Source organism: Streptomyces sp. NPDC104106 (assembly GCF_055584345.1).
The window spans coordinates 434093-460269 of sequence record NZ_JBVJMF010000007.1 but is presented as its reverse complement, the minus strand read 5'-3'; the positions used below and the strand labels follow the sequence as shown (position 1 = coordinate 460269).

17 protein-coding genes, 1 tRNA gene and 2 pseudogenes are annotated in these 26177 nt (G+C 70.3%); 7 read left to right on the top strand and 13 right to left on the bottom strand.

Annotation, left to right across the window (positions count from 1 at the left end; genetic code table 11):
- Window positions 1-237, top strand: a pseudogene (locus ACZ60X_RS20045) (Fe-S oxidoreductase); the annotation flags it as partial.
- Between the two features lie 61 nt (window positions 238-298).
- On the opposite strand, the gene ACZ60X_RS20040 reads toward ACZ60X_RS20045, so the two are convergent.
- Both ACZ60X_RS20040 and ACZ60X_RS20035 read right to left on the bottom strand, forming a co-directional pair.
- The gene (locus ACZ60X_RS20040; protein WP_469600038.1) at window positions 299-955 is read right to left on the bottom strand and encodes a response regulator transcription factor; all 657 of its coding nucleotides are present in this window, start codon (window positions 953-955) and stop codon (window positions 299-301) included.
- Window positions 895-2208 carry a sensor histidine kinase gene (locus tag ACZ60X_RS20035; RefSeq protein WP_469600035.1) on the bottom strand — a complete coding sequence of 438 codons (1314 nt, stop codon included), beginning with the start codon at window positions 2206-2208 and terminating at the stop codon, window positions 895-897. The genes ACZ60X_RS20040 and ACZ60X_RS20035 overlap by 61 nt, the downstream gene beginning before the upstream one ends.
- Before the next feature lie 205 nt (window positions 2209-2413).
- Here ACZ60X_RS20035 and ACZ60X_RS20030 point away from each other — a divergent pair, with 205 nt between their 5' ends.
- The gene (locus ACZ60X_RS20030) at window positions 2414-3109 is read left to right on the top strand and encodes a VC0807 family protein (RefSeq protein WP_469600033.1); all 696 of its coding nucleotides are present in this window, start codon (window positions 2414-2416) and stop codon (window positions 3107-3109) included.
- Window positions 3110-3141: 32 nt separating this feature from the next.
- Window positions 3142-3885 carry an SDR family NAD(P)-dependent oxidoreductase gene (locus ACZ60X_RS20025; protein ID WP_469600031.1) on the top strand — a complete coding sequence of 248 codons (744 nt, stop codon included), beginning with the start codon at window positions 3142-3144 and terminating at the stop codon, window positions 3883-3885.
- 14 nt (window positions 3886-3899) lie between these two features.
- On the opposite strand, the gene ACZ60X_RS20020 is transcribed toward ACZ60X_RS20025, so the two are convergent.
- Complete coding sequence (locus ACZ60X_RS20020) at window positions 3900-4223, bottom strand: antibiotic biosynthesis monooxygenase family protein (protein ID WP_469600029.1); 324 nt, start codon at window positions 4221-4223, stop codon at window positions 3900-3902.
- 142 nt (window positions 4224-4365) lie between these two features.
- Between ACZ60X_RS20020 and ACZ60X_RS20015 the strand changes: the two genes are divergently transcribed.
- Window positions 4366-5397, top strand: a complete 1032-nt coding sequence (locus tag ACZ60X_RS20015) for a Yip1 family protein (protein WP_469600026.1) — start codon at window positions 4366-4368, stop codon at window positions 5395-5397.
- Window positions 5398-5524: 127 nt separating this feature from the next.
- On the opposite strand, the gene ACZ60X_RS20010 is transcribed toward ACZ60X_RS20015, so the two are convergent.
- Together ACZ60X_RS20010 and dcd are read right to left on the bottom strand one after the other, a co-directional pair.
- Window positions 5525-6031 (bottom strand): phosphoribosyltransferase, encoded by a 507-nt coding sequence (locus ACZ60X_RS20010; protein ID WP_469600024.1) that lies wholly within the window; start codon window positions 6029-6031, stop codon window positions 5525-5527.
- Between the two features lie 13 nt (window positions 6032-6044).
- The gene (dcd, locus tag ACZ60X_RS20005; protein WP_469600022.1) at window positions 6045-6620 is read right to left on the bottom strand and encodes a dCTP deaminase; all 576 of its coding nucleotides are present in this window, start codon (window positions 6618-6620) and stop codon (window positions 6045-6047) included.
- Between the two features lie 545 nt (window positions 6621-7165).
- On the opposite strand from dcd, the gene ACZ60X_RS20000 reads away from it, so the two are divergent.
- The 3 genes from ACZ60X_RS20000 to ACZ60X_RS19990 all read left to right on the top strand — a co-directional run bounded on the left by ACZ60X_RS20000 (window position 7166) and on the right by ACZ60X_RS19990 (window position 13684).
- A tRNA-Gly gene (locus tag ACZ60X_RS20000) sits at window positions 7166-7239 on the top strand.
- A gap of 375 nt (window positions 7240-7614) precedes the next feature.
- Window positions 7615-12726, top strand: coding sequence for an HD domain-containing protein (locus ACZ60X_RS19995; RefSeq protein WP_469600020.1), 5112 nt, complete (start codon window positions 7615-7617; stop codon window positions 12724-12726).
- 325 nt (window positions 12727-13051) lie between these two features.
- A complete protein-coding gene (locus ACZ60X_RS19990) occupies window positions 13052-13684 on the top strand; it encodes a hypothetical protein (RefSeq protein WP_469600018.1) in 633 nt (210 codons plus the stop codon).
- 148 nt (window positions 13685-13832) lie between these two features.
- On the opposite strand, the gene ACZ60X_RS19985 is transcribed toward ACZ60X_RS19990, so the two are convergent.
- The 8 genes and pseudogenes from ACZ60X_RS19985 to ACZ60X_RS19950 form a co-directional block, all read right to left on the bottom strand.
- Window positions 13833-14243, bottom strand: coding sequence for a PIN domain-containing protein (locus tag ACZ60X_RS19985; RefSeq protein ID WP_392197693.1), 411 nt, complete (start codon window positions 14241-14243; stop codon window positions 13833-13835).
- Window positions 14240-14461 carry a type II toxin-antitoxin system VapB family antitoxin gene (locus ACZ60X_RS19980; RefSeq protein WP_037887321.1) on the bottom strand — a complete coding sequence of 74 codons (222 nt, stop codon included), beginning with the start codon at window positions 14459-14461 and terminating at the stop codon, window positions 14240-14242. The genes ACZ60X_RS19985 and ACZ60X_RS19980 overlap by 4 nt, the downstream gene beginning before the upstream one ends.
- Window positions 14462-15544: 1083 nt before the next feature.
- Window positions 15545-17101, bottom strand: a complete 1557-nt coding sequence (locus tag ACZ60X_RS19975; RefSeq protein ID WP_469600006.1) for an RICIN domain-containing protein — start codon at window positions 17099-17101, stop codon at window positions 15545-15547.
- Window positions 17102-17420: 319 nt separating this feature from the next.
- On the bottom strand, window positions 17421-19850 hold the full coding sequence (locus tag ACZ60X_RS19970; RefSeq protein WP_469599991.1) for a non-reducing end alpha-L-arabinofuranosidase family hydrolase: 2430 nt from the start codon (window positions 19848-19850) through the stop codon (window positions 17421-17423).
- Window positions 19851-20046: 196 nt separating this feature from the next.
- Window positions 20047-20832, bottom strand: a complete 786-nt coding sequence (locus ACZ60X_RS19965) for a hypothetical protein (RefSeq protein ID WP_469599989.1) — start codon at window positions 20830-20832, stop codon at window positions 20047-20049.
- Window positions 20829-21023, bottom strand: a pseudogene (locus ACZ60X_RS19960) (sigma factor-like helix-turn-helix DNA-binding protein); the annotation flags it as partial. The pseudogene ACZ60X_RS19960 and the gene ACZ60X_RS19965, both read right to left, overlap by 4 nt.
- 323 nt (window positions 21024-21346) lie before the next feature.
- A complete protein-coding gene (locus ACZ60X_RS19955) occupies window positions 21347-23902 on the bottom strand; it encodes a hypothetical protein (protein WP_469599987.1) in 2556 nt (851 codons plus the stop codon).
- Window positions 23903-24260: 358 nt separating this feature from the next.
- Complete coding sequence (locus ACZ60X_RS19950; RefSeq protein ID WP_469599985.1) at window positions 24261-25808, bottom strand: hypothetical protein; 1548 nt, start codon at window positions 25806-25808, stop codon at window positions 24261-24263.
- Between the last annotated feature and the right edge of the window lie 369 nt (window positions 25809-26177).

Below are 26177 nucleotides of genomic sequence, written 5' to 3'. Positions count from 1 at the left end.
AACGAGCGCGTCGACGAGGCCCTCTCCCTCAACCCGGACATCGTCTCCACCGCCTGCCCGTTCTGCCTCGTCATGCTGACCGACTCGGTCAACGGGAAGAAGAACGAGGGCAAGGCCAAGGAGTCCATCCAGGTCGTGGACGTCGCCCAGCTGCTCCTCGACTCCGTCAGGACACCGGTCGACCCCGCGGGCGAGGCCGCCAGCGAGAGCGAGCCGGAGCCCGAACCCGTGAAGTGACACCCGGTCTTCCGAGGTCCCACGGCGCCCCCTGCCCCGCACCGGCAGGGGGCGCCGTGTTTCACGCGCGCGAGGTGCCGTCCAGATAGGCCAGGACGGCCAGCACCCGGCGGTTGGTCTCGTCCGAGGCGCTGATGCCGAGCTTGGCGAAGATGCTCGCCGAGTGCTTGCCGACCGCGCTCTCGCTGACGAACAGCCGGGCGGCGACGGCCGCGTTGGAGTACCCCTCGGCCATCAGCGCCAGCACCTCCCGCTCGCGCGGGGTGAGGGTGGCCAGCGGGTCGTCGCGGCGCCGGCCGCCCAGCAGCTTGGCCACGACCTGCGGGTCCATCGCCGTACCGCCGTCCGCCACCCGCCGCACCGCCGCCACGAACTCGGCGGCGCCCAGCACCCGGTCCTTGAGCAGATAGCCGATCCCGCCGGTGCCGTCCGCAAGCAGCTCGCGCGCGTACAGCTGCTCCACATGCTGCGACAGCACGAGCACGGGCAGCCCCGGCCGCGCCCGGCGGGCCTCCAGCGCGGCCTGCAGCCCCTCGTCGGTGAAGGTGGGCGGCAGCCGCACGTCCACCACGGCGACGTCCAGCTCCTCCTCGGCGAGCGCCCGCCGCAGCTCCGGCCCGCTCGCCACGGCGGCGGCGATCGTGAACCCATGGGCCGTCAGGAGGGTGCAGAGCCCTTCCCGGAGGAGGAAGAGGTCTTCCGCGAGGACAACACGCACGGCAGCTCCATCGTCACCAGGGTTGGCCCTCCGGCCGGGCTGTCGATGCCGAGCGTACCGTCGAAGACCGACAGCCGGCGGCGGATGCCCCGCAGCCCGCTGCCGCCCGCCCCGAGCACGGGCCCCTCCTCCTCGCGGGCGCCCCCGCACCCGTCGTCCCACACCGTGCAGCGCAGCACCCCGCCGACGTGACCGAGGACGACCCGGGCGTGCGCCGCGTCGCCGTGCCGGGCGGCGTTGGTGAGCAGTTCGGCGACGGCGAAGTACAGCGCCGCCTCGATCGGCCCCTCCGGGCGGCCCGGCAGCGCCTCGGCGTCCACCTCCGCCGCCAGCGGGGCGTCCAGGGCGAGCCCCCGCAGCGCGTCGACCAGCCCGCGCTCGGCCAGCACCGGCGGATGGATGCCCCGCACCAGCGCGCGCAGTTCGGTCAGGGCCCGCGCCGAGTTCTCGCGCGTCTGGCGCACCAGTTCGCGCGCCCGCTCGGGTTCGGTCCCCATCAGCGTCTCCAGAGCGCCGAGCGCGAGACCCATCGCGACCAGCCGGGCCTGCGCGCCGTCGTGCAAGTCCCGTTCGATCCGGCGCAGTTCGGCCTCACGGCTGTCCACGGCGGCGAGCCGGGTCTCGGTCAGCTCCGCGACCCGCTCGGCCAGCCGGCGCCGTTCCACCTCGGCGGCGACGGCGGGCGCCGGCCCGAGCAGCACCGGCAGCCAGCGGTGCGCGTGCAGCCGCGAGGCCGGCCCGGACAGCCGCAGCGCGGCGTAGTACAGCAGCGGGCCGCCGGGGACCGCCACGGCCGGCCGGCCGAGCACCGGGCCGTCGAACAGGCCGCGGTGGCTGTCGAAGAGGGCGGCGACACCGGGGGCGAGGAGCCCGAACAGGACGTACCAGGCCATGGCACTCGGCACGAGCAGCAGCACCAGCGCGACCCACGGTTCCAGCGAGAGGAAGAGCAGGTCGCGGCGGTTCGCGGGATCCTCGCGCGGCGCCCGGTCGGGGAGATAGGGGCTGGGTACCGCCACCCCGCCCCAACGCACCGGAAAACGCCGGTAGGTGGCGGTGAGCTTGCGTACCGCGCGCAGCGGGCCGCGCTCCGGGTCGCCGCCCCCGAGGAGCCGGGCCGGCAGGGCGACGCACACCACGGCCAGGGCCGCCAGGCAGCACCAGCCGATCGTCCAGCAGTACCCGAGGTCCAGGTGGCGTCTGCCGAGGCGGCGCAGCGCGGTGCCGCCGACGCGTCCGGCGGTGGTGGTCATGGCCTGCCTCCGAAAGGGCTCGTGGTCCGTCGCCTGCGCCGGTCCCAGTGTGGCGCGGCGGACGGCCGGACGGTGTGCGTCCGGGCCCCGGCCGGGGGTGGGTCTGGCCCCACCCCCGCCCGGCACCTGGACGCAATGCCCGCCCGCCCCCGGCTCCGTAGCGTCGAAGGCGTCGGAACGGGGCCCGAGACAGGGGGCGAAGGACATGGGCGGGACGGTCATGGACAGGGACATGGGCAGGGGCGCGGACGGGGACGGGGACAAGCGGGTGGCGGCGCCGAACGGGCCGCTGGTGCGGAGCATGGTGCTGAACGTCGCCGCGCCGCCGGCCGTCTTCTACGGCCTGCGCGCCACCGGGATGGGCCTGTGGTGGGCGGTGACGGCGAGCGCCGTACCGCCGGCGGCGGAGGCGCTGCTGACGGTGGCGCGCGAGCGGCGGGTGGGGATGCTCGGCGTCCTGGTGCTCGGCATGGTGGCCCTGGGCGCGGCGCTGTCCGCGGTGACGGGGAGCCCGCGGTTCATGTTCGCCAAGGACGGCTGGACGACCGGGATCGTCGGGCTGGTGTTCCTGTGCAGCCTGCGCGGACGGCCGGTCGTCTTCCGGATCCTTGAGTCGGTGGCCTGCGGGGAGCGGCGCGCCGAACTGGCGCGCGCCTGGGCGGCTTCACCGACCTTCCGGCACGTGATGCGGCTGCTGACGGCGGTGTGGGGCGTGGCCCTGCTGCTGGACTCGGCGGTACGCGTGGTGCTCGCGTACACACTGCCCGTCGACTCGGTGATGCTGGTGACCACGCTCCAGTACGTGGCGCTGTTCGTGGCCCTGGAGGTCTTCAGCCGGGCTTACGGCCGCAGGCCTTCCCGCGTCGCCGCCATCCGCGGCGAGAGCGCGGCGGCGGTCTGACCAGGACTCGGGAACGAGAAGGGAGCGGGACCATGACACAGGTGGTGGTGGTCACCGGGGCGGCGAGCGGGATCGGCGCGGCGGTCGCCCGGCACTTCGGCCGGCGCGGGGCGCACGTGGTCGTGGCGGACGTCGACGAGGCGGGCGGCACGGCCGTGGCACGGGAGGCGGGCGGGCTCTTCGTCCGCACCGACGTCACGCGCGAGGAGGACAACCGCGCGCTGATCGCCGCCGCCGTCGAGGCCTACGGCGGGCTGGACCTGGTGCACCTGAACGCCGGCATCGGCGACGGCGGCGGGTTCGGCGAGTACGACTACGACGCGGCACGGCAGCACCGGGTGCTCGCGGTCAACCTCTACGGCGTGATGTACGGGCTGCACGCGGCGCTGCCCGCGCTGGCCGCGCACGGCGGCGGCTCGCTGGTGGTCACCTCCAGCATGGCCGGGGTGGGGCTCGCGACCTTCGACCCGGTGTACGCGGCGAGCAAGTACGGCGTGATCGGGCTGGTGCGCTCGCTGGCCCCGACGTGGCAGGAGCGGGGCGTGCGGATCAACGCCGTCTGCCCGGGCCTCGTCCGCACGCCGATCCTGGCGCCGGAGGCGATCGACCACGTCGTCGGCGAGGGGTACGCGGTGGCGGAGCCCGCCGAGATCGCGGCGGGCGTCGCCCAGGTCGCGGCGGGCCGGGAGACGGGGCGGGCGTATGTCCTGCAGGCGGGCCGGGCTCCCGAACCGGTGGCCTTCCCGAAACTGGACCTGGTACGCGCCGCCCCCTGAGGCGGACCGGCCGGTCAGGCGCCCTTCGGCCCCGCCTGCTGCACCACCTCGAAGGACCACAGGGTGGAACCGGAAGCAGCCGCCCGGGGCCGCTCGGCGCCCTCGCCGCCCTGGTGAGCGGCCTTCATCGGCCCCTCCATCCAGGCCTGGAACGACTCCTCGTCACGCCAGCGCGTGTAGACGAGATAGGTGTCGGTGCCCTCGACGGGGCGCAGCAGCTCGAACCATTCGAAGCCGTCGGAGTTCTCCACCGCGTGCGCGCGCGAGGCGAACCGCTTCTCCAGGACCTCCCGCTGCTCGGCGGGCACGGTCAGCACGTTGATCTTCACTACGCTCATGCCCCCATCCTGACCCACCCCGCCCCGCCCGGCCCGCCCCGGGGCGCCCGGCGCGGCGGGCACGAGGTCCCGAACCGGGAGAACCCCTGAGGGATGACCCCTGAGGGACCCCTGGGCCGGGCCCCTGACGGCCCCTTAGGGGATGTCACAGGTCGGCCGCAAAGCCGGGCCCGGACACCCGAGCCCGTCACCTCACTCCCGGGGACCAGGTACGTTCGATGACGTGGCTGGATTCAGGATCGGACGCGGGGGCCGGGACAACCGCACCCCCCAAGGACAGCAGGCACCGCGAGCACCGCAGGGGCCGTCGCACGGCCGCCCGGGACCGCGGTACGGGCAGCCCTCGGGGCCCTCCTACGGGCAGCCGCAGGGGCCGTCGTACGGCTACCCCTCCGCCCCGCAGTCGTCGTACCCGCAGCCTCCGCGGCAGGGGCAGCCCTACGGCTCCCCGGGCCCCGGGGAGGACGGCCCGGAGTACTTCGGCGACGGCGGCTACCGGGCGGCCCCGCGCGATCCGTACGCGGCCGACAACCCGGGCCACACCCAGGCCTTCTCGATCGACGAGGCCGCCGGCTACACCCAGGGCTCGACCTACCAGGCCGGCTCGGCCACCGCGCCCGCGGCCCCGCTCGGCCCGCCCCTGCACTGGAAGGAACTGCTGAGGGGGATCCTCGCCTCCCCTAACCAGACGTTCCTGCGCATGCGGGACTACACGATGTGGGCTCCGGCGCTCGTCACGACCTTCCTCTACGGCCTGCTCGCCGTCTTCGGCTTCGACGGCGCCCGCAAGGACGCGATCAGTTCGCCGCTGGCCAGCGCGGTACCGATCGTGCTGCTCACGGCGGTCGTGATGGTGCTGGGCCTGTTCATCCTGGGCGTGGTCACCCACACCCTGGCCCGCCAGCTCGGCGGCGACGGCGCCTGGCAGCCGACGGTCGGGCTGTCCATGCTGATCACGGCCCTGACGGACGCGCCCCGCCTGGTCGTCGCCATGTTCTTCGGCGGTAACGCGAGTTTCGTCCAGCTCCTCGGCTGGGCCACCTGGATCGGGGCCGGCGCGCTGCTGACACTGATGGTCTCCCGCTCCCACGACCTGCCCTGGCCGAAGGCGCTGGGCGCGTCGGCGATCCAGCTGATCGCCCTGCTGTCGATCGTGAAACTGGGCACGTTCTAGCTCTGCCCGGCTTCCCCGGGCACGAGGGAGGGCCCCCGGCCGCGCTGCGGCCGGGGGCCCTCCCTCGTGCCCTCTCATGCCCCTCGTATGCCCGGAGTGCTCAGGCACGAGGCGTGCCCGGGCGCGCTCAGGCGTCGAGCACCTGCCCGGCACGCTTCACGACGGGCGGCTCGACACTCCACGGGAAGTTGATCCAATCATCGGTCCGCTTCCACACGTACTCGCACTTCACGAGGGAGTGGGACTTCTCATAGATGACGGCGGAGCGCACCTCGGCGACGGTGTCGAGGCAGAAGTCGTGCACGAGCTTGAGCGTCTTGCCGGTGTCGGCGACGTCGTCCGCGATGAGGACCTTCTTGTTCGAGAAGTCGATCGCGTTCGGGACGGGGGCCAGCATCACCGGCATGTCGAGCGTCTCACCGACTCCCGTGTAGAACTCCACGTTCACGAGGTGGATGTTCTTGCAGTCGAGCGCGTACGCCAGCCCGCCCGCGACGAACACGCCGCCCCGGGCGATGCTGAGCACGATGTCGGGCTCGTACCCGTCGTCGGCGATGGCCTGCGCCAGCTCGCGCACCGCCCCGCCGAACGCCTCGTAGGTCAGGTTCTCCCGCACACCCTGCGCGTCACTCATGTGTTCCCTGCCCTCACACCTGGGTCCGATGGAAATTGACGTAGGACCGCGAGGCGGTCGGCCCGCGCTGCCCCTGGTAGCGGGAGCCGTAGCGCTCGCTGCCGTAGGGGAACTCGGCGGGCGAGGTCAGCCGGAACATGCACAGCTGACCGATCTTCATCCCGGGCCAGAGCTTGATCGGCAGCGTGGCGAGGTTGGACAGTTCGAGCGTCACGTGCCCGCTGAAGCCGGGGTCGATGAACCCGGCCGTGGAGTGGGTGACCAGCCCGAGCCGCCCGAGCGAGGACTTGCCCTCCAGCCGCGAGGCGAGATCGTCGGGGAGCGTGATGACCTCGTACGTGGAGGCGAGCACGAACTCCCCGGGGTGCAGGATGAAGGGCTCGTCCCCCTCCGGCTCCACGAGCCGCGTCAGATCGGGCTGCTCGATGGAGGGGTCGATGTGCGGGTACCGGTGGTTCTCGAACACCCGGAAGTACCGGTCCAGCCGAACGTCAACGCTCGACGGCTGCACCATGGAATGGTCATAGGGATCGATCCGTACCCGCCCGGCGTCGATCTCGGCCCGGATGTCCTTGTCTGAGAGAAGCACGTAGCGAGGATACGCAAGGCGCGCGGAGCCGTGACAATCGTGACGACTCCGCGCGCCCGGGTTACTGCTGGTGACGTTTCTCCTACCGCTCGGCCGCGGCTTCGCTACCGCTTCTCCAGGGCGACCGGCACCACACTGCGGAGCCGGGCGCACCGGGGACACCTCATGAGCCGACCGGGGCCGAGCCGCTCGGCCTGCTGCATCGGGAACGAAGCGGTGCTGAAGACGTGCCCATCCGCGCAACGGACGACGGTGCGTTCCATCAAGTCCCTTAAGTCCCTTCCCCAAGAGCCTCGTCGGGCGTGACCGACCCGACGACAAAAGCCACATTACGGGATCAAAGAGACGACTCTCCAGGCGGCACTCCGACCCCACCCGGCCCCTCCCCCAGGCCTCCACGGTACGCCCCAACTCCGCCCGCCCGCAGCCGGATCCGCCCCCGAAAACGACTCGGCCCCCTGGGGTCCGGGCACCAGGGGACTTCGATGCTGTACAGTGAGCACCGTCCGGACCTCGACTCCCCGAGTCGATCAGTCCGTACTTACGCGGGTGTAGTTTAATGGTAGAACATCAGCTTCCCAAGCTGAGAGCGCGAGTTCGATTCTCGTCACCCGCTCCATGTGAAACCCCCAGGTCAGAGACCCGGGGGTTCTTTGTTTTCTACACCGGCGAGTGGGGCGCGCGCCGCAACCGAACCATAGCTCTCGACGACCTCCTCCTTGTGTTGCGCAAGGTCGTTGGGATCGTCTTCGTGGCGCTTCGCTCGGCGAGGACCAGGTCGTCGAGGCCGGTGGCCACCTCGCGTTGCCGCTCGTCCGAGTACTGATAGATCACTGCGGTCTTCTCGAAGAATCGGCCGACGCGAACGATCGTGTCGTTGAGTGTGATGCCGGAGCATGCATCTCGGCTCGCGCGTCAGCCTCTCGACCGATCCGCCCCCGCAGTGGCCGGGCAGGGTGACACCATGGGCGAGGCGGAGGGGGACGAGGGCCGAGTGGAAGACAACAGACGCATAGCCCTGCTTATCGGCGTGGGCGAGAATCCGGGGGCGGAACGCCTTCTTCCTTCCCTCGGCGCGACGGTCGACGCGGATCTGCATGTGCTGGGCACCTCCTTGGAGGACAGCGGCTACGCGGTGGAGACCCTCCTGAATCCCACCCGGAACGCGATCGCCGAGCGCATCTCAGACCTCTCCGCGAGCGCGCCACCTGGCAGCACGCTGCTCCTCTACTTCACCGGGCACGGCGTCCGGGTGGGCACAACCGACTACTTGGTGCCCTCCGACGCCCGTGCCCCTGCCGACAACAGCGACAATACGGCCGGGTGGGAGCAGCCCCACGTACGGGAGTCGCTACTGGAGGCCGACATCAGCCGGTATCTGGCCAATTGCTCGGCCGGCACCGTGCTGTGGTTGATCGATGCCTGCCGTTGGGCCGGGGACGAGCAACAACCCCCTTTCGGCAGCAACGTCGTCAAGGGGCCCCCGCACAGCGGTTTCGCCATGATGACGAGCTGCGGCCCAGGTGAACCCAGCGGCTTCGCAGAGACGGGGAGCTTCTTCACGTCGGCGCTCGCCCTGGCCTTCGCCCCGCTGACCGAGGCCATGACCGTAGAACAGGTGTATGAGAAGACCAGGCGCGACACGCATTCACTCGCGGTACGGGCGTCGGCCGGACCGCAGAGGGTCCTGATCCATTACGGCAGCGACCTGGCGCAGCAGACCAGGTCCCTGGCGGTCGCCGAGGGCCGACGGCTGCTGGAGGCGTGGCAGGAGGCCGTGCGCACACCCGCCCTCTGGGAACGGGTCCCGGACTGCGACACGGAAGCCGTGGCCCGTCTTCAGGACTGTCTGTCGGACCTGGCCGCACAGGCCGCCCGCCACCTCCACCGTGCTCAGGAGCGGTTGCCCGACCCCTGGGCCGACGACGACTATGCGGTACGGCTGCTGACCGGCCGCCTCGCCCAGCTCCTGCCCAAGGGCTCCGAGCTGTCCGCCTTGGAGGTCACCGCACTGATCGCCGGTGTCCTGTTGCACGAGATGGCCTGGGCCGAGCGGCTGAGCCAGTCAGCCGAGTTCCATCCGCAGCTCGTGTGGCGCGATGACGAGGCGAGCGACCAGCGGCGACTCTACGAGCAGATCACCGAGCACTACCCTCAGATCACCGAGAAACTCACGGACTCGTACCGATGGCTGGCAGACCCCGCGGACGACCGCCATGCCGTCACCCTGTGGCTGGTCCACCGCTGGATCGAGGAGCGGTTCGCGACCGACGAGGAAGCCGTGCCCGCGGTGCTGGCCGACGGCTTCGTGGCCCGGCTCCTCGACGTCGCACCGCCGACGGCCGGCGAGCGGCTCGGCGGCCGGGCCGGAGCGCTCTCCACGGCGCTGCGTACGGTCGCCGCTGGCCTCGCCGTCGGCGCTCCGCCGGACGACGAGCGGCTGCCGCCGGACCGTCACGTCGTCCGCGGAACATCTTGGCGCCTGCGCGTGCGCCCCCTCGCGTCGCTGCTGCGGCTCGCCGGGATGCTCGCCTTCGACACTCGGTGTCTGCCTGAGGTCCTCGCCGAGCATCTCGCCGTCTCCGATCCGGTGGTGCCCAGCGAGGTTGTCACCGTGCTCCGGGACGCCTACTGGCACCTCGACCAGGACGGGAACGCCCCCTCATATCTGCATCTGGACGCGGTCTGCCCTCATCCGGCGATCCACGCGGCACTCGCCTCAGTCGTCGAGGACGCCGACGACCTCGGTCACCTGCTGCGGGAGTCGGCCCGCCGCCTCCCGCAGGACGAGGCCGCGCTGCTGCGAGCACTCCCCGCACGGCTGTCCGACCACGGACTGCGACCGGACCGCGAGCACGGCATGGACTCCTACGACGTTCCGCTCGCCCGGTTCTCGCTGGCGCAGACGGAGATCCGCCGTTTGCTGATGGGCGAGAAGCTGTACGACGGAGAGCCCGAACTCGCGCTGCGCGAGCTCTACCAAAACGCCATGGACGCCTGCCGCTACCGGGAGATGCGCGGCCGGTATCTGCGGGATCTCGGCCGGGGGCCGGCGCAATGGGCGGGCCGGATCCGCATCGAGGTGGGTGAGGACAGCCGCGGTCGTTACGTCGAGTGTGTGGACAACGGCGTAGGCATGACGCTCGACCAACTGAAGAACACCTTCACCCGGGCCGGCCGCCGCTTCGACCAGTCCCATTCCTTTCGCCGGGAACAGGCAGCGTGGCTTCGCCACGACAGTTCGCTGCGGCTGTATCCCAACAGCCGTTTCGGCATCGGTGTTTTCAGCTACTTCATGCTCGCCGACGAGATGACGATCGTGACCCGCCCGGTCGGCCCGGACGGTCGCCCGGCCAAGAAAGCACTGCGTGTCGAAATCCCTGTCAGCGGCAGTCTCTTCCGCGTACGGGAGGAGGACGAGCAAGGCGGCGCGGCGTTGCCCGAGGGCGGCACGCGCGTCCGGCTGCACCTGCGCCGTGCGGGGGCACTGCCCGGGGGCTCCGCCGTTTCCGTGCTGCGCTCTCTCATTCTGATCAGCGAGTTCCGGCTGGAAGTGTGCGACAAGGACGGCACCGAGGAGACCTGGCTGCCCGGATGTCTCAAGTCCGGAGAGGGTCCGGGATCGTTCTCCACTCGCTTCGCGGTCGAGGCGGTACCAGGCACGTTGTGGTGGGTATCGGGCGACGGGGCGATCGTGTGCGACGGGATCGCCGCGGACGAGCGGACCTTCGGGTACGTACTCAATCTGTCGGGCGTGCACGCGGGCGAGCTCAGCGTCAACCGCAAGAAGTTGGAGAGATACGACATCCTGTGGGCACGGGAGCAGATTCGCCGAGGCGCCCAAGTACTGTCCGACGGAGGAGGATTGAACCTTCAGTGGCTGTGGAGCATGGAGTCCCGTGAGCCCGCGGTCGCTCGCATCCTCTGGAAGGCCCTGCGGGATCAGAGGGTGCTCGCGTCGGACGGCCTCGGCCGGCAGGTCAATCTCGACGAGGTCGGGTGGTTCAGGCTGGACTCCTCCCTGGACGATCGACGCAACGGGAGGCACGGGGAGGAGAAGGAGCTCTCCGAGATGGTCCGGCCCTGGCGACTGGCCGTCCTCGGCCCCGAGTACCGCACTCGGAACGAGGCGGTGCCGCTGTCCCTCTTCGGTCATCCCGTTCCGCAGCCAGGCTGGTCCGATATTGCGGCGAAGGTCGAAGGCGATTGGCGTACTGCGGTTCTGGTGGCCCGCGAACAGGACACGACCGTGGCGAAGGTGCTCCGCGCGACGCGGGGCCTGCGTATCGCCCATCCGCGGCTGGCGGGACCGGCTGTTGTCGGTGACGGCGACCTGGACTGGAAACCGGAATTCACCGACTGGTATGTCATGAAGGGACTCCTGGGCAGCAAACCCGATCCGCTGAACAGCCACCTTGCCATCAGTGTCTGGGGGCGGCCCCTGCCACCCAAGCGACGGGCCGCCAACGAGATCTACTACCGGCACCTGCCCGAGGATCTCTCGGGCATCACCCGGGCCTCCGCGAGTTCTGGTGAGCCACTCGGAAAGCTGGCCGATGCATGCGCCCGGTACGCGCCGTTCGTGGGCGAACCGCTGGGCGCCGTCCCAGACCGCCACCGCGACCACGTCTGCACGGACGCCGAGCTGAGGCTTCTGTACCTCCAGGAGGACGAGCACCATTGGCGACCCGCCGTTCACCCCTGGGACGTACCGGTTGTGGCTGCCACGACGGGTCTCGACGCGGATGAAGTACACCGTCGCATGGCCGAGTTCGCCTGGCTGGGCCGCCCCGTACCCGATCCGGCCTTGGCCGCCCGATGGGCTGCCCTGCCGCCCGAGGTGTTCCCCGTCCTGCGCCGCTACATCGTCCACGGCGCCGACGGCCGCCCCATGCTGCCCTGGGCCGCCACCATCGAACTGGCCGCGGAGTGCGACATGTCCGTGTGGGAGGCCGAGCGCGTCCTCGCCCGCGAGGCGGAGCGCCTCGGAGTGCTCCACCGCCGGCGCTACACCAAGCGCTCCTCCGGACGGGACGTGGTCCCCTCACCCGACGCGGCCAACCTCGTACGGTGGCTGCACCAGGAGGACGTCCGCCTGGAGGACGGTGTCTCGCTCCGGGACCTCGCCTTCGTCCGCTCGCACGAGACGTCGTTCGAGGAACTGTCCTGGTACCTGGAGGAGTTGAGAGAGGCCGAGGTGGATCTCCCGGACGCGGCGAACCTGCTGCGCGCCTGGGACGATCTGCCCACGCCGAGCAGATACGCGTTCTCCGGGGAGGACCCCAGCTGGGTCGGCGCCAACTATCCCGTGCCGGCAACCTCGGCCGTGCTGTTCACCGGAAGCCAGCGGCTCCGGCAGCAGCTGTCGGTCCTGTGGAACACCGCGCACCGGGAAGCCCAGAGCCTCGGGTTGAGTGCCGCACTCGTGGCCCCACGCCCGCCCGGGACGCTGATGAAGTTCACCCCGACGGGGGACGAGATCGCGGCCCTGGTCGACGAGGGCGCGCACGAGGGCGTGGACTACGAGTGGTTCGAGACCCCTCACTGGGTCCCGCTCACCGCGCAACGGCTGGTGGGCTATGCCCGCGCCCGCACCCTCGGTGTTCGGGCGGCGTACCGGGCTCTGGCCCCTTTGCGGGCTATCGGCGCTCTCGTACCGGAGTTGACCGCCGAGGAAGAGGAGGCGCTGCCCGACGAGGTGCCCACCGCACACGATGCCGTGGCGGTCGAGCCGGCGTACCGCGTCTCCGAGCCCGGCACCCCACTGCTGCCCCTCGATTTGGTCAGCATCGCGGGCCGTCTCGGTGAGTCGGTACGACACACCTGGCAACGGCGCATCGCGCCGTACGTCGCCTTGGAGGAGACACCACCGTCGATCACCGACGTACCCGACGTCGTACCCGGCTGGCAGGACCTGGTACTCCTCTCCGAGGGCCTCGACGGGAAACTTCCCGCGCTGGTCGGCCCGGTCTGGCAGGACCGGATCGAGCACTGTGCGCAGGCAGTGGACGAGACGCCGGAGTGGGTGCGCGAGCGTCTGGAGATGTACACGGGCCTGTTCGGGCTCGAGCTGAAGTTCGCCGCCGGGAGGGGACAGAAGCCATGACGCGGGCCAACCGACACGATCACCGCATGCCGTACGCCGATGAGGATCTCGGTGAACTCGATGCCTCCCTGTTCACCCAGCAGCCAGCCCCAGACGGCGGGGGTGTGATCGTCACAGGGACGTGCCCACGCTGTCACGGCGCCACCAGAACACTGTTCCCGTGGGCCCGGCCGGGAACAGGGACAAAGGGTGGACTGAGCCTGCTCTTCGGGAGGGGGGCGACACAGAGGGCGGAGGAAGGGTCGGAGCCCTTGCTGGCAGAGGTGCACTTCTGCGAATGCGGGCACGCCCATCCCCGTGTGCCCACGGACACATCGTTCCTCGGGTGCGGCGCGATCTGGCGAATCCGGCGATGAGCACCGGTTCCGAGCGCCGCTGGGCCGAACTCGCCCGTGAACTGGAGTTCACCAGGCTTCCGGAAGTACGCCGACAGGCGGAAGGGTGGCGTAACGGGCTGACGGGGCTGACAGCCCTGCTCGCGGTCCTCGTACTGCTGAAGGGCCGCGACAACCTCGGCGACCTGCCGGACGGGGCCCGCACGACCGCCACCGGGTTACTGATAACCGCCTTTGTGCTGTTGGTCGCGGGCTCGCTCCTGGCCGCACGAGCGGCGCACGGAGCGCCGGAGCGCGAGATCATCCTGGGCGGGCAGGCCCTGCGCCGCTGGACCGAGCGGGAGGTGGCCCGGGCGACACGGGCACTGGCCTGGGCCTACCTGTGCTGCGTCCTCGGAGTGATCCTGGTGGTCGGGGCTCTCGTCGTCGCATGGGTGACGACAGGTGATTCCGGCATGCAACCGGTCGTAGTGCGGACGAACACCGATGTGCTGTGTGGCGAGCTGATCGTCGCTGACGAGCATCACGTGGAGATCAGCTCCGAGACGGACGGCAAAGTCTCGTTGCCATGGACGGCCGTGGTGAGCGTGAAACCTGGCAAGACCTGCGACGCAGCGCCGTAGCCCAGTACCGTCGAGTCGCGGCGTGCGTCCATACGTTATCCGGTAGGACCGCGGGCTTCGTCGAGGTCCGGCTGTAGGGGTATGACGCCCTGCAGGGCCTCGCCGTCCTCGGACGGAGGGCCGGCGAGATCCGGCCCTCCGCGCCGCCTCAGGAGACGTCGTGGATGTTGTGCTCGGCCAGGTCGGACGCGTGCCGAGCGATGGCTCGGTAGTCGGCGTCGTCGTGGAGGACGGCCAAGCCGTGGTGGGCAGCGGTGGCAGCGATCACGAGGTCCACCGCCGAGGCACTGCGATGCTCCCCGGCCTGGGCCATACGATGTTGCACCCCGCCGATCCAGCGCCCCGCGTTCTTCGGCACTGACACGTCGGGGTAGAGATCGGTGAACATCTCCACGATCTCGTCGTACTCGCGTCCGGTCCGGGCGCTGTGAAGAAACTCGGTGCGTTGCACATAGCAGGATGCGATGGCCCCGGCATCGATCGCGTCGTACCAGGCCGATTGCAGTTTTGAATCACGGAGCAGCCGGACCAGGCCGGACGTGTCGAGCAAGTAGATCACCGGCTGTGCTTCTCCGCACGGTGCAGGCGCTCGGCGTCCTCGACGGCACCCCACTCACGCGCACGCTCGAAATGACGGCTGATGCGCGCCGCACGCTCCTGCTGCTCGGCGTAGAAATGCAGAGCGAGATTGACCGCCTCCTTCTTGGTCCTGACCCTGGCCAGAGCCATGGCGCGTTCCAAGGCGTCGTCATCGATGTCGATCTGGGTCACAGACATGTGGCACCTCCCGCACGATGTTGGCGATGTACATAGAAGAATACTTCACCAACATCGACGCGGCCACGCCTTAGTGTCGGATCTGCAGTCGCAACGGACATTCCAGGTCAGCCCGGCAGACGACGCCGACCGGTCGGTGCAAAGCGCCGCGCGCACATGACTCGATCGCTGGTGGTGGCCGTGCCCATAGCGTGCCCGTAAGAGCGGACAACCACGGTCAGCCGCGGTGTGAACGGGCCCGCGCCACGGTGTCGGCACGATGAATCCGTGCAGGTCAGCGACCATCCGGCCGCCCAAGCGCCGTCGCTTCCCAAGCTGAGAGCGCGAGTTCGATTCTCGTCACCCGCTCCATGTGAAAGGCCCAGGTCAGAGACCCGGGCCTTTTTGTTGTGCGTGGTGATCAATCGCCGCGTGCCGGATTCGTGCCAGAAGGCCTGCTGGCGGTCGCGTCGGCAGCCTGCGCCCGAGCGCATGTGCAGCGGGTCTGCTTCGAAACGAAGGTAGGGCCGTACTTGGGTCTGTCCAGGAGCGAGGCATTCACGACCCTGGTGCCCGTGTGGAGACCGCGACGCGTGCGGCATCGGCGCGGCCCCGAGGCGCCGGGCGGCACATGCGAGTCATAGGCTTCGCTCTTGAGCGAGGGGAACCTTATGGGCGGGGCCGTCATCACCTGTTCGCTGTTGATGCTCGCTGCTGTTCTGGCGGTCGCGGCTACGGCGGTCGCACTGTCCAAGGGGACGCAACCGCGTAGAGCCCTTCCCTTCGGCTGCTTCACAAGTCTGCTGGCCGTCTTCTGGCCAACGCTGCTCTTCACTGTCCTGGTCCTCGCCCCGCACTGGTAGCCGAGCACGATGGGGGGCGTGCCAGACCCGTGCCGGATGCTGCCGGGAATCACGGGGACCACCGGGGAACGCGGTACGCGCCCATCGCGCGCTGACATGGTTGCGCCGCACGTCTCCCCGATCGTTCCTGCGATGCGGATGAGCGGTGAGGAGCCGGGCCGTCGAGGACACCTTCACCGCCCACTTCCGACGAGCCCGACCCCCCCCCATCGAAGAGATGCCGCCCGGCTGCGCACCTCGCCTACTTGAGCGCCGTACCACCCGAGTTGTGATAGGCGATCGTCTTGCTGATCAGGTTTCCGCCGTCCGTCTCGATCGACGTCTGTTCCTGCTGCCCCGCACCGAACAGCAGGCCGGCGATATGCGCGTTCGCCACCTGGTCCATGTGTCCGAACAACCAGTCCACCTTGTCGTCCTTGTAGTGGTTGAGGGTGTTGTTCTGCGCCATGTTGCCCACGGGGATCTGCCACAGGACCACCGGCTTGCCGACGGACTCGGCCATCGTCTTGTAGAACGCCAGCCGGGCAGCGGCCTTCTGGTCGGTCCAGAATTCGTTACGGCCGCCGTGGGCCGGCTGTGCGTACCAGCCTGCATCGCGGTCCGACACATCGGTGACCAGGAAGTCGGCGCTCTGTGCCCCGAGGTGCGCGTAGTCCTTGATGCACTTCTGGGTGTTGTACTCCCAGTCGAAGCACGAAAGGTGCATCCCCACGGCGGTGTTCGGCGCGTACTTGTGCGCCATGTCGACCAGGCAGCGGGAGAGTCCGGCGGCGCTGTTCTCCTGCGATCCGCAATCCGTCGGATTCGCCCCCGAGACCCGCGCGGGAACCTGGTGCGGATCGCCGAGCGACCGGACGTAGCCCCAGAAGTCGGGCTCGAGGTCGATCATGTCGTGCGAGTTGCCGATCTTCTGGAGGAAGAAGCGGTAGTCGTTCAGGTACCGGGTGAGCAGGTCGACCCTGTTGATGGCCTTGACCTCGCCCGGACCGTCGCCCTCGCCCGCGAGATCACCGAGGTCGCGCAGCGAGTACCAGGTCCACAGGAACTTCTGCGGGCGCGGGCTGCCCTTGTACGTCGCCTGGGCCGCCTGGGCATCCCGGTAGGTCACGTAAGTGCCCGGCGCTGTGGTGCTGCCGGTCCAGCAGCCCCACCAGCTCGACCACCCGTCCTGGCAACGCGATGCCGAATAGTAGTCCGACGACGGCGCGGGCTGGCTGTGCACATAGGCGTACCGCACGTCGAACGGGGCGGCGGTCGCCGAGGCGTCGGACATCGAGCCGCCGATGAACACCGTGCTACGCCCCAGGAAACGTTTCGTCGAGCTGCTGCCGCCCGGCGCGGTGGACGCGCCGGCGTTGCCGACGCTCCCGGCAGGGACGAGTTGCCACTGCTGGTTGGCGGCGCCCCGGTCGCGGTGTTGGACGACGCCGCCGCCGTCGGCCTTGGCGGCGTCGCGGACCTCGACGGCCATGTCACTGAAGCGATTGATCAGACGCAGGTAGCCGTCCGACGACTCCGCCAGTCTGAACTGCTGGTTGGTGCCGTTCCGGTCGCTCCACTGCACGAGGGCGGAGCCGGCGGCCTTCGACCAGCCGAGGTCGTCGAGTACCTTGCCGGAGTTCCGGTTCTGCAGCCGGTAGTACCCGTCGCCCGCGTCGATGAACCGCCACTGCTGGTTGGCCCCGCCGTGGCGCGCCCACTGCACCACCGCCGCGCCGTCGTTCGTGGCGTAGGCACGGTCGTCCAGCACCTTGCCGCTGTTGCGGTTGACCAGCACGTACCAGGTCTTCGGATCCACGGTTTGCGCTGAGGCGGTGCTGACCACAACGGCGGAGCCGGCCACGACGGCCATGACGACGGCCGCCCAGAAACCCCGACGCGCGAACAACCGACGGGCGCGATGCATCGGGCGGGTACCGCGTGCGTGGCCGCCGGCACGACGCCCGCCGGCCCGGGGCGCCACCGATGGCCTGGGCGGATCGGGGACACGTCTGTGCTCTCGTTCGAAGGACAACTCTGTGCTCTCTTCCAGGTGTCGCATCTGACCGGACCACCTGCCCGGACACCACTCAGTGGTCCGGCAGGCCGAAAAGGTTGCCGCGAAAATTCACAGCGGGTCAGCGCTGCAGGGTGAGGAGACCCGGCCGCCACGGCAGTCGGTCGTAGGGGCCGCTCGCGGTGGGGGACTTGCCCTGGTAGAGCAACTGCAGGTTGCAGGGGTCGATGGTCATGGTCTGGTCGGGGTTGTTGCGGACCAGGTCACCGTGGCTGATGTCGTTGGTCCAGGTGGCGCCGCTGTTGGCCTTGCCCGCGAAGGGGTTGCTCTCGGTGCCGGCCTGCGGGGTCCACGAACCGTTCAGGCTGGTGGCGGTGAAGGAGCGGAAGTAGCGCTGCTCGTTCGCACCCCGGGCCTCGACGATCATGAGGTACTGGTTCTGGCCCTGGACCTTGTAGACCTGCGGCGCCTCGAACAGGTTCTTCGTCGAGTCGCTCATGACCGTCGTGTACGCCGAGCCGAAGCTGCCGGGGAAGTTCCCGATCGGCATGCTCGCCCGGTAGATCTTGCCGTTGTCACCGGCGAAGAACAGGTACATGTTCCGGCCGTCACCGATCAGCGTCTGGTCGATCGGAGCGGAGCCGGGGAGGCTGCCGGTGAACAGCGGCCGCGGCGCGGACCAGCCGTTGGGGTTGGTGGGGTCGCTCGACGTGCGGTAGTTGAAGGGCCAGCCGCCACTCCACTGGGACGCCAGCACCCAGATCTTCTTGGGCGCGAAGTAGAACAGCGTGGGCGCCGCCGCGGACTGGCTCATCCCGGTCTGGCCGGCCGACGCCATGTCCGACCAGTTCGTGAAGGGCTTGAACATCATCGAGCCGTACGACGATCCCGACACGCTCGACGCGTAGACCAGGTGCTTGCCGTCGTACACCACGTCGGTGAAGTCCTTCACCGCGGACCACCCGTTCGCCGGCTGCGCCAGCGCACCCGTCGACGTCCACCGGTACGTCGACGGAAGAGCGCACGTGCTGCCCGACTGCGTGGGCGTCGCCGGGGTCGGCGTCCTGAGGTTCCAGTGCTGGTTGGCGCCGCCGCCCGAGTCCCAGACCTGGACGGGAGTACCGTTGGCGGTCCGACCGCCGGGGGTCTCCAGCGCCCGGCCGCTGGCGACGTTGGTCAGCGTGTAGGAGCCGTCGCTGTTGCGCGCGGCCCGCCAGTGCTGGTCGGCGCCGCCGCCCGAGTCCCAGACCTGCGTCCTCGTCCCGTTGCCCGTCTGGTTGCCGGGCTCGTCCAGTACCCGGCCGCTGGCGACGTTGGTCAGCGTGTAGGAGCCGTCGCTGTTGCGGCCGGCCCGCCACTGCTGGTTGGAGGCACCGGCCGCGTCCCACACCTGGAGGGGGGTGCCGTTGCCGTTGTATCCGGCGGGCTCGTCGAGGACACGTCCGGAGGCCGCGTTGGAGAGCGTGTAGACGGTGCCGGAGGCGATGCCCCCAGCCTGTGTGCCGGCGCCGCTGCCGCCAAGGGCGGTGAGCACCGTGCTGTAGGCGGGCTTCTTGGTGCCGCCCGCGTCGAACAGCAGCGGGTTCTCACCGGTGCGCCAGGAGTCGCTGTCGCGGATGCCCCACACCGTGATGCCCGTGCACCGAGCGACGTTCACGCACGCCTGGACGGCGCCTGCGTACGCCGTCGGCGACGCCTGGGCGATGTCCAGCTCGGTGATCTGGACGTCCACGCCGAGCGCGGCGAACTTGGACAGAGTGGTCTGCAAGCTCGCCGGCGCGCCGCCTGCGCCGAAGTGGCTCTGGAAGCCGACGCAGTCGATGGGCACACCGCGGGACCTGAAGTCCTTGACCATCGCGTAGACGCCCTGCGTCTTGGCGTCGGACCAGTTCTCGATGTTGTAGTCGTTGTAGCAGAGCTTGGCCGAGGGGTCTGCGGCCCGCGCGGTGCGGAAGGCGTCCTCGATGAAGCCGTTGCCCAGCACGTCCTGGAACACCGAGCTGCGGTGCCGGCCGCTGCCGCCGTCGGCGAAGGCTTCGTTGACCACGTCCCAGGCGTAGATCCTGCCCTTGAAGTGGGTCATCTCGGTGGTGATGTGGTTCCTCATCACACTGCGAAGGGTGCCCGGGTCGGTGATGGACTTCACCCAGTCGGGCAGCTGGCGGTACCAGACCAGGGTGTGGCCGCGCATCCGCTGCCCGTGCGCGGTGGCGTGGCCGACGATCGAGTCGGCCGGGCCGAAGTTGAAGGTGCCGCGGAACGGTTCCGTGGTGTCCCACTTCATCTCGTTCTCCGGGGTGATCATGTTGAATTCCCGGTCGAGAATGGAGGAGTACGGCGAGTCGCCGAGCTTCCCGGCAGTCACGGCCGTGCCGAAATAGCGGCCGCTTCCGGCCGCTGCCGCGCCCAGCGTGCGGGCATGCGGCGCGTGTGCGGCCAGCGCGACCAGGGGTACGGCGGCACCTGCGGCGGCGAGGACCACGGCGGCGGCGAGCACCCGGCGGGTTGCCGGACGGCGGCGATGAGAGCGGTTCTGATCTGACAACGGCATGTCCTTCTGGCACAACGGGCCTTGATCCGGCCTCGGTTACCCTCCAGTTGCCGCCACGCGCACAAGGGTTGCCGCGATCGAGGGAAGTTGCTTCTCGGCCGCCGTCACCTTTCCCACCCGGTTCCGCGGCGACCTGCCTCCAGGCGACCGTCACCGCGACCAACGGGATCTGCTCGACCATCGGGCTGTGCGGCGTTCACCGGGTCGGGAGGAACCCGCCCCGGACCGACGCGGCGCCGCCCGAATCCTGCGCGTCGACGCGGTAGCCGTCGCCCGCGGCACTGCGCACGGCGGTGCCGTTGTTGAACTGGGCGGCGAACTCATAGCTCCCGGCAGGCACGGTCAGGCCCGGCCTGAGGACCCAGCGGTAGACCAGCGTGCCGCCGGCCTCCTGGGCGGTGACGGTGAAGTCAGCACTCGGCAGGGTCTGCCAGGTGCCGGTGTTCTTCACCCCGCCGGTCTGCGCGATCCGCATCTCGACCGTGAGCGAGGTGAGCGGCCGGGCCGTCTTGAGGGCGAGGTCGCTCTGCGTCCAGTAGACGGTGCTGTGCGGGTCCACCGAGCCGGCCGACCACAGCGCCCCGTTCCGGCTCTCGCCGGCGGTCGGCGATGCACTGGCGGCCGACGGAGTCGGGCGCGCGCTGCCCGGGGTGGTGACCGGGGCCGGCGCGACAGGGGTGGGGCGGGCCGATGTCGGTCGCGGGGAGCTGACGGCCGGGGACGGGGTGGCAGGCACGGTCACGGTGGCCGACGGCGAGGAGTGCGCGACGATGGCGGCGACGGCGAGGCCGCCGGTCGCCAGGATGCCGGTGGCGGCGAGTCCGGCGAACGCGACCCTGGTCCCCGATCTCGCGAACGGCCGCGCGCGGTGACGGACGGCTGGGCCGGCCATGCCGCGTTGCACCCGGGCCAGCATCCCCGCACGGTCGGGCCGGTGGGCCTCGGCGGCCTCGCGCAGCCGACGGGCGATCTCCTCGTTCACCGGTTCCTCCTCCCCGCCACCAGGTCTCCGACCGCTCGCGCGCCAAGGATCCTTTCCAGCCCGGCCGTTCCCTTCGAGGTCTGGCTCTTCACCGTACCGACCGATATGCCGGGCGCCACCGCCGTGTCCTTCTCCGACAGGTCGAAGGCGTGCCGCAGCACCACGCAGGCGCGCTTGCGGAACGGCGGTCGTGCTCGGTCGGGGACCGGTGGGGACCGGCCGGTGGCCTGGCCGCCACCGGGATGAGCAACGCTGTCGCCTACAGCGCCCTCGCCGGCCTGCCGGCCCTCGCCGCCGGCACCGTGCTGGTGTTCCGCCAACGCCGTGGCAGGGCATCGCACGGCGGGTGACCCCCGCCGCGCCCCGGCCTTCGTCACCGTCTGCGACCGCTGTCCGCCGACGGGCGCACCTGGCGAGTACCGGGCCCGCACCTACGGCACGGCCGGTGAGCGAACGGGCCTCCGGCCCGGGCACCGCCGTCGCGCGTGTCCGGGCCGATCGCCGCGGGGGCGGCTCAGGTCCTGACCGTGAGGTAGAGCCAGTCGCCCCACGTGGTCAGGTTGGTGTTGTCCTGCGTGCTGTGCACGTACTCCGAGCGCACCCGGAACTTCTGGTTGACCGCGTTGGTGAGGCTCAGCTGCCCCACCGAGGTGCTGTTCGGGTCGAGGTAGTAGCAGCCCGAGGTGGTGAGCGTGTGCCAGGCGCCGCCGGCGTACTCCTGGGCCTGGAACTTCTGGCACTGGCCGGACTTGTTCGGTGACACGACGGCGGTCACCCGCGGCTTCACCGTGTGGTGGTACACGCGGTAGGTCACGCCGCCGTAGGTGGTGCTCGTGTAGGAGCCGCCCAGCGTCTGCGCGATCTTCACCTGGTCGTAGGCGGTGTGGGTGGCTGTGGCCGGTGCGTAGCGGTAGTCGCCCGCGAAGGACGCCGTGAACGTCGTGTTGCGGGTGAGCTTGTACGTGGCCGACAGGTTGCCGCCCGCGTCCACGGTGCCGGTCTTGACCAGCGTCTCGCCGCCGCCATAAGGCTGGGCGTAGATCGAGGCCGTACGGCCGTTGTACGTCGTGCCCAGGTGGGCGGTGACGGTGGCGGTCGCGCCGTACGCGTACGAGGACGCGTTGGTGGTGACGGACAGGGCCGTCGCGGTACGGGACACCTGGACGATCGCGGACGCGGTGGCCGCCTTGTGGGAGGCGTCGCCCGGGTAGCTGACCGTGTAGGTGTCGGCGCCACCGATGGACGGCGTGTCCTTGACCGCTAGCGTGCCGTCGGTTCCCACGGGCACGGTCCACTGCACGGGCGTCGTGGTGTGGGCGGCGTCCGTACGGGTCACGGTGGCCGTCTCGCCGTTGTCGTAGGGCGCGTCGCTCAGCGCGCCGCTGAACGTCAGCGCGGTGCCGCGGGTGGCGGTCCCGGGCGCGTCCAGCGTCAGTGCCGGGGCGTACGGGGAGACCTGGACGGTCGCGTCGGAGGACGTCGGCTGGTGCGTGGCGTCACCCGCGTACGACAGGTGGTAGGTGAACCGCCCCGCGCGGTCCGGGTCGTCGGTGACGGTGAACTCGGTGGTGGCCGGGTCGACCGTGACCGACGGCAGCTGCGTCGTCTCCTGGGTGTCCTCGTTCGTCCGGGACACCTGGACGGTGGTGCCCTGGGGAAGGCCGCCGAGGTTCAGCTGGGTCATGAGCGAGCCGGTGAAGGCCACCGAGCGGGGCGACGCCGAAGTGATGTCGGGGAACGGGATGGTGGTGGACAACCTCGCCACGTGCACCGTCAGGGACGCCGTCGCGGCCCGGTGCGTCGCGTCGCCCGCGTACGTCACCTGGTAGGTGTACGCGCCCTCGTCCTTGCTGGTGTCGCTGATGGCGAAGGATCCGTCCTTGCCGACGGTGGCGTCGGGCAGGGCCGTACCGTCGCGGGTGACGTGCAGCGACGCACCGGCCGGTAGCAGGCCCCTGGTGCTCAGCGAACCGGTGAAGGTGTACTGCTGGGTGGGAACGGCGTACTGCGGGGCGTTCAGGGACAGTTGCGTGTCGGTGAGCTTGGGGTCGCTCAGCACGTTGAGGGTGTAGGCCCCCGAGGAGTCCTGCGTGACGCCGTAGAGCGACCGGCCGTCGGCCCCCCACCGCAGGCCGTCCGCAGTCAGGGTCCCGGACGGGAAGGTGACGTGGTTCTCGGCGAGGTTGTTCGAGCCGGCGTACAGGTAGACACCGGCGGCCGAGCCCGAGGGGCTGCCGACGGCGATCGTTCCGTCGGTGTCCAGGGCGAGCGCGTTCGGACCGGCGCCACCGGTGAAGTAGACGGAAGGGCTGGCGGAGGCGAGGTCCGCGGTGCGGTAGGCACGCGCGGCGGGCTGCTGGGGTGCGGCGAGTACGAGCTCCGTGCCGTCCGCGGTGACCTGCAGGCCGGTTGCCGTGCCGCCGTGGACGAGGGTGTCGGCCTTGACGGACGCCGTCTGGGAGGAGACGTCGAAGGTGGCCACGTGGCTGAGGTTCTGCTGCGGCTCCTCGGCCGCGAGCACGCCTCCGCCCGTCGCGAGCAGGGGGGCGACCGACCAGTGCGACATCGAGGGCTGAGGCGTCGCCGCCGGGTCGGCGGCGGACGGGTCCACCGATCCGATGGCGCCCTTGCCGTCGGCCGTGTATCCGTACCAGACCCTGCCGCCCGCCACCGCGACGGAGGCCGGGGCGCTGCCCGTACCGGTCGAGTAGCGGGCGGACTCGGTGAGTTTCGCCGTGTCGACGGCGGCGACCGCGTCGCCGTCCGACAGCGCCGCGTAGAGCGTGGCGCCGTCGGCGGACAGCGCCAGACCCGTGGCGCCCGGCTCGTTCTCGATGGTCGTGACGGGGGTGCCGGACAGGTCGGTCACCACGATGCCGGTCGAGCCGGCACCCTGGCTGAAGAAGATGTGCTGGTGGGCGGCGTCGACCAGCATGTGTGAGTAGTGGGACAGCGGCAGAGCCGCCGTGCTGTCGGCCCAGGCGGCGGAGCCGGTGAGGCCGACGGTGACAGTGGTCAGCCCGGCGACGACCGATATCGCCGCGGTGACGGAGACCTGCTTGAGGCTCATGGAGCTCCTGTTGAAAAGGTGAACAAGCAGTCGGACGATAACTCCTGCCACTGACGAGGCCGTCTTCGCGGGAACTCCTCCTTCCCTAAAGGAGCAGGGAGTTTGCCCCGTTTCATGGCCACAGCCACGACGCCCCCGCACAGCGCCGCAGGTCAGCGCCTTTCAGCCGACCTGGTAAAAGGTTGGTGCTGACGGAGGCGGCGAGCCGGCAGGTGAGCCACCGCCATGCGCGGTTGCCGCCGTGATCGCCGCCGTCGCTCCGAGCCTCGCCACCATCACCGGCATCACCGTCATCGCCGTTCCTGTAACCACTTTGCGTGGGCGGGCCGTCCTTCTTTCGCGAACGGCGACAACGGCCTCAGCCGATGGCGTACGCCCGGTACACCGTCTCCACCGAGCGGTCGCCGGCGGAGTCGGTCACCTCGGAGCGCAGGGCGACGGCGCCGGAGGCGGGGTTGTGGACGGACGCCTGCCAGGTCGAGCCGGAGTGCTTGACGGTGGCCGCCTGCCAGGTCTTGCCGCCGTCGGCGGACGACCAGACCCGGACGGACGCGGCGGTCACCCTGGTGAACTTCAGGCCGGAGTCCTGGGAGTCGCGTCCGGCACTCACGTCGACCGTCGTGGTGCTGTTCGGTGCGGCCTGGTTGTGGGTGTTCAGCCCGGTGGGCAGGAAGCGGGTCAGGAAGACGGGCGCGACCGTCGACGTGGCCGGGTCCGCCTTGAAGTACCAGTCGAGGGTGGCGCGCGACGACAGCATGCCCACGGGGAAGGTGATGCCCGGGCGGTAGCGCCGGGCGTCGACGGTCAGGCGATACCAGCCGGCCGAGTGGATGCCGGCGGAGAACTCGGCGTCGCTGGTACCCCAGCTGGTCAGCGTCTGCCTCTTGACGGTCGTGCTTCCCTTGGCCAGGGCCACCGTCTCCTTCGTCGGATCGGCCCCGTAGGTGCCGACGTCGGGGTCGCCGATCAGGGCGTCCGGGAAGAAGGTGACGGACTTCCGCTCGACCACCGGCAGGTAGTGCACCGGACCCCACGCGGCCCGGCCGAAGGACTGGGTGACGCTCTGCCCCGCCTGCAGCGTCCTGGCCCTCGGGAAACCGCCGCCGACGTCGTCGCCGTTGCTCGCGATGACGTCGTCGCGCGGCTGCCAGGTCCCGGGAGTCACATGGACGGTGGCGCTGTACGGTGCGTTGTCGTCGCGGACCTCGGCCATCATGTCGGTCGTGCAGTCGTCGGTCCTCGGCAGTGCCTGGAGCGCGGTGTCGTTCTGAGGGGCCATCTGGGCACCGCCGCTCACCGAGAAGCGCATCGTCGCCAGCCCAGACCGCTTGAACGACCCGCCGGGCGCGGCCGGGATGCCCGTGGTGTTCTTCACGGCGACGTAGCTGTCGCCACCCGACCACTGCGCCAGGTACCCGAACTGCAGCAGCTTGGAGGAGTTCGGGATGGCGTAGAGGGCGCCCTCCTCGTTCCAGCCGCCCGCGCTGTAGGCGGAGGGCATGCTGCCGACGGTGGCGGCGCACACCTGCGCACTGATCCGCGGCGGGCCGGTCACGTCGGCGGGCGTGTCGAGCGACACCTTGACGGCCTTGCCCTTGCGCGCGTCGAGCGTCACCGAGGTGCTGCCCGACACCTGTACCACCTGCGCGCCGATGGTGTCGGTGCCCGGACCGTCCGTGGCGCTCTCGTAGATGTCGGTCATCGCGACGTAGCGCCCCGACGGCAGGCTGATCCGCTTGCCGGACGTGACGCTGTACGTCTGACCGGACGGTACGGCGACGACGGTGACCGTCGTCGAGACCTTGCCGCCGTGCCGCCCCAGTGCGGTGACGGCCAGTGAGGCCGACGCCGCCTGCGCGGAAGCGGCGGAAGCGGCGGAAGCGGCCAGCGGTACCAGTGCGGCCACGCCGGCGAAAGCAATCGATCTTCGTCGCACCCTCATGAACTGCCCCCTCCAAGCCCCGAAGTCGGCCAATCGTAGTCATGTCACGAACGTGGCAGATCACGACGGGGAGATACACCCGATCAAGCTGCGGCAAAGAATGATCACGCGGTCCGATGTGGGGCCGGGAACCGGGTGGAGCCGTCAGCAGGGAGCCGCCCGTGCCGGACAGCAGAGCGTCGGCCTGGGCCGTCCGCTGCCCGGTCGTCCCGATCCCCCGGTCGACCACGGCGAGGCAGTACTCGCCGCCGTCCCGCCGGCCGTGCACCACGTCCAGCAGCCCCCGCGGCCCTCCGTACGGGTGAAATGGACCCCTTGTCCGCCGCACCGGCA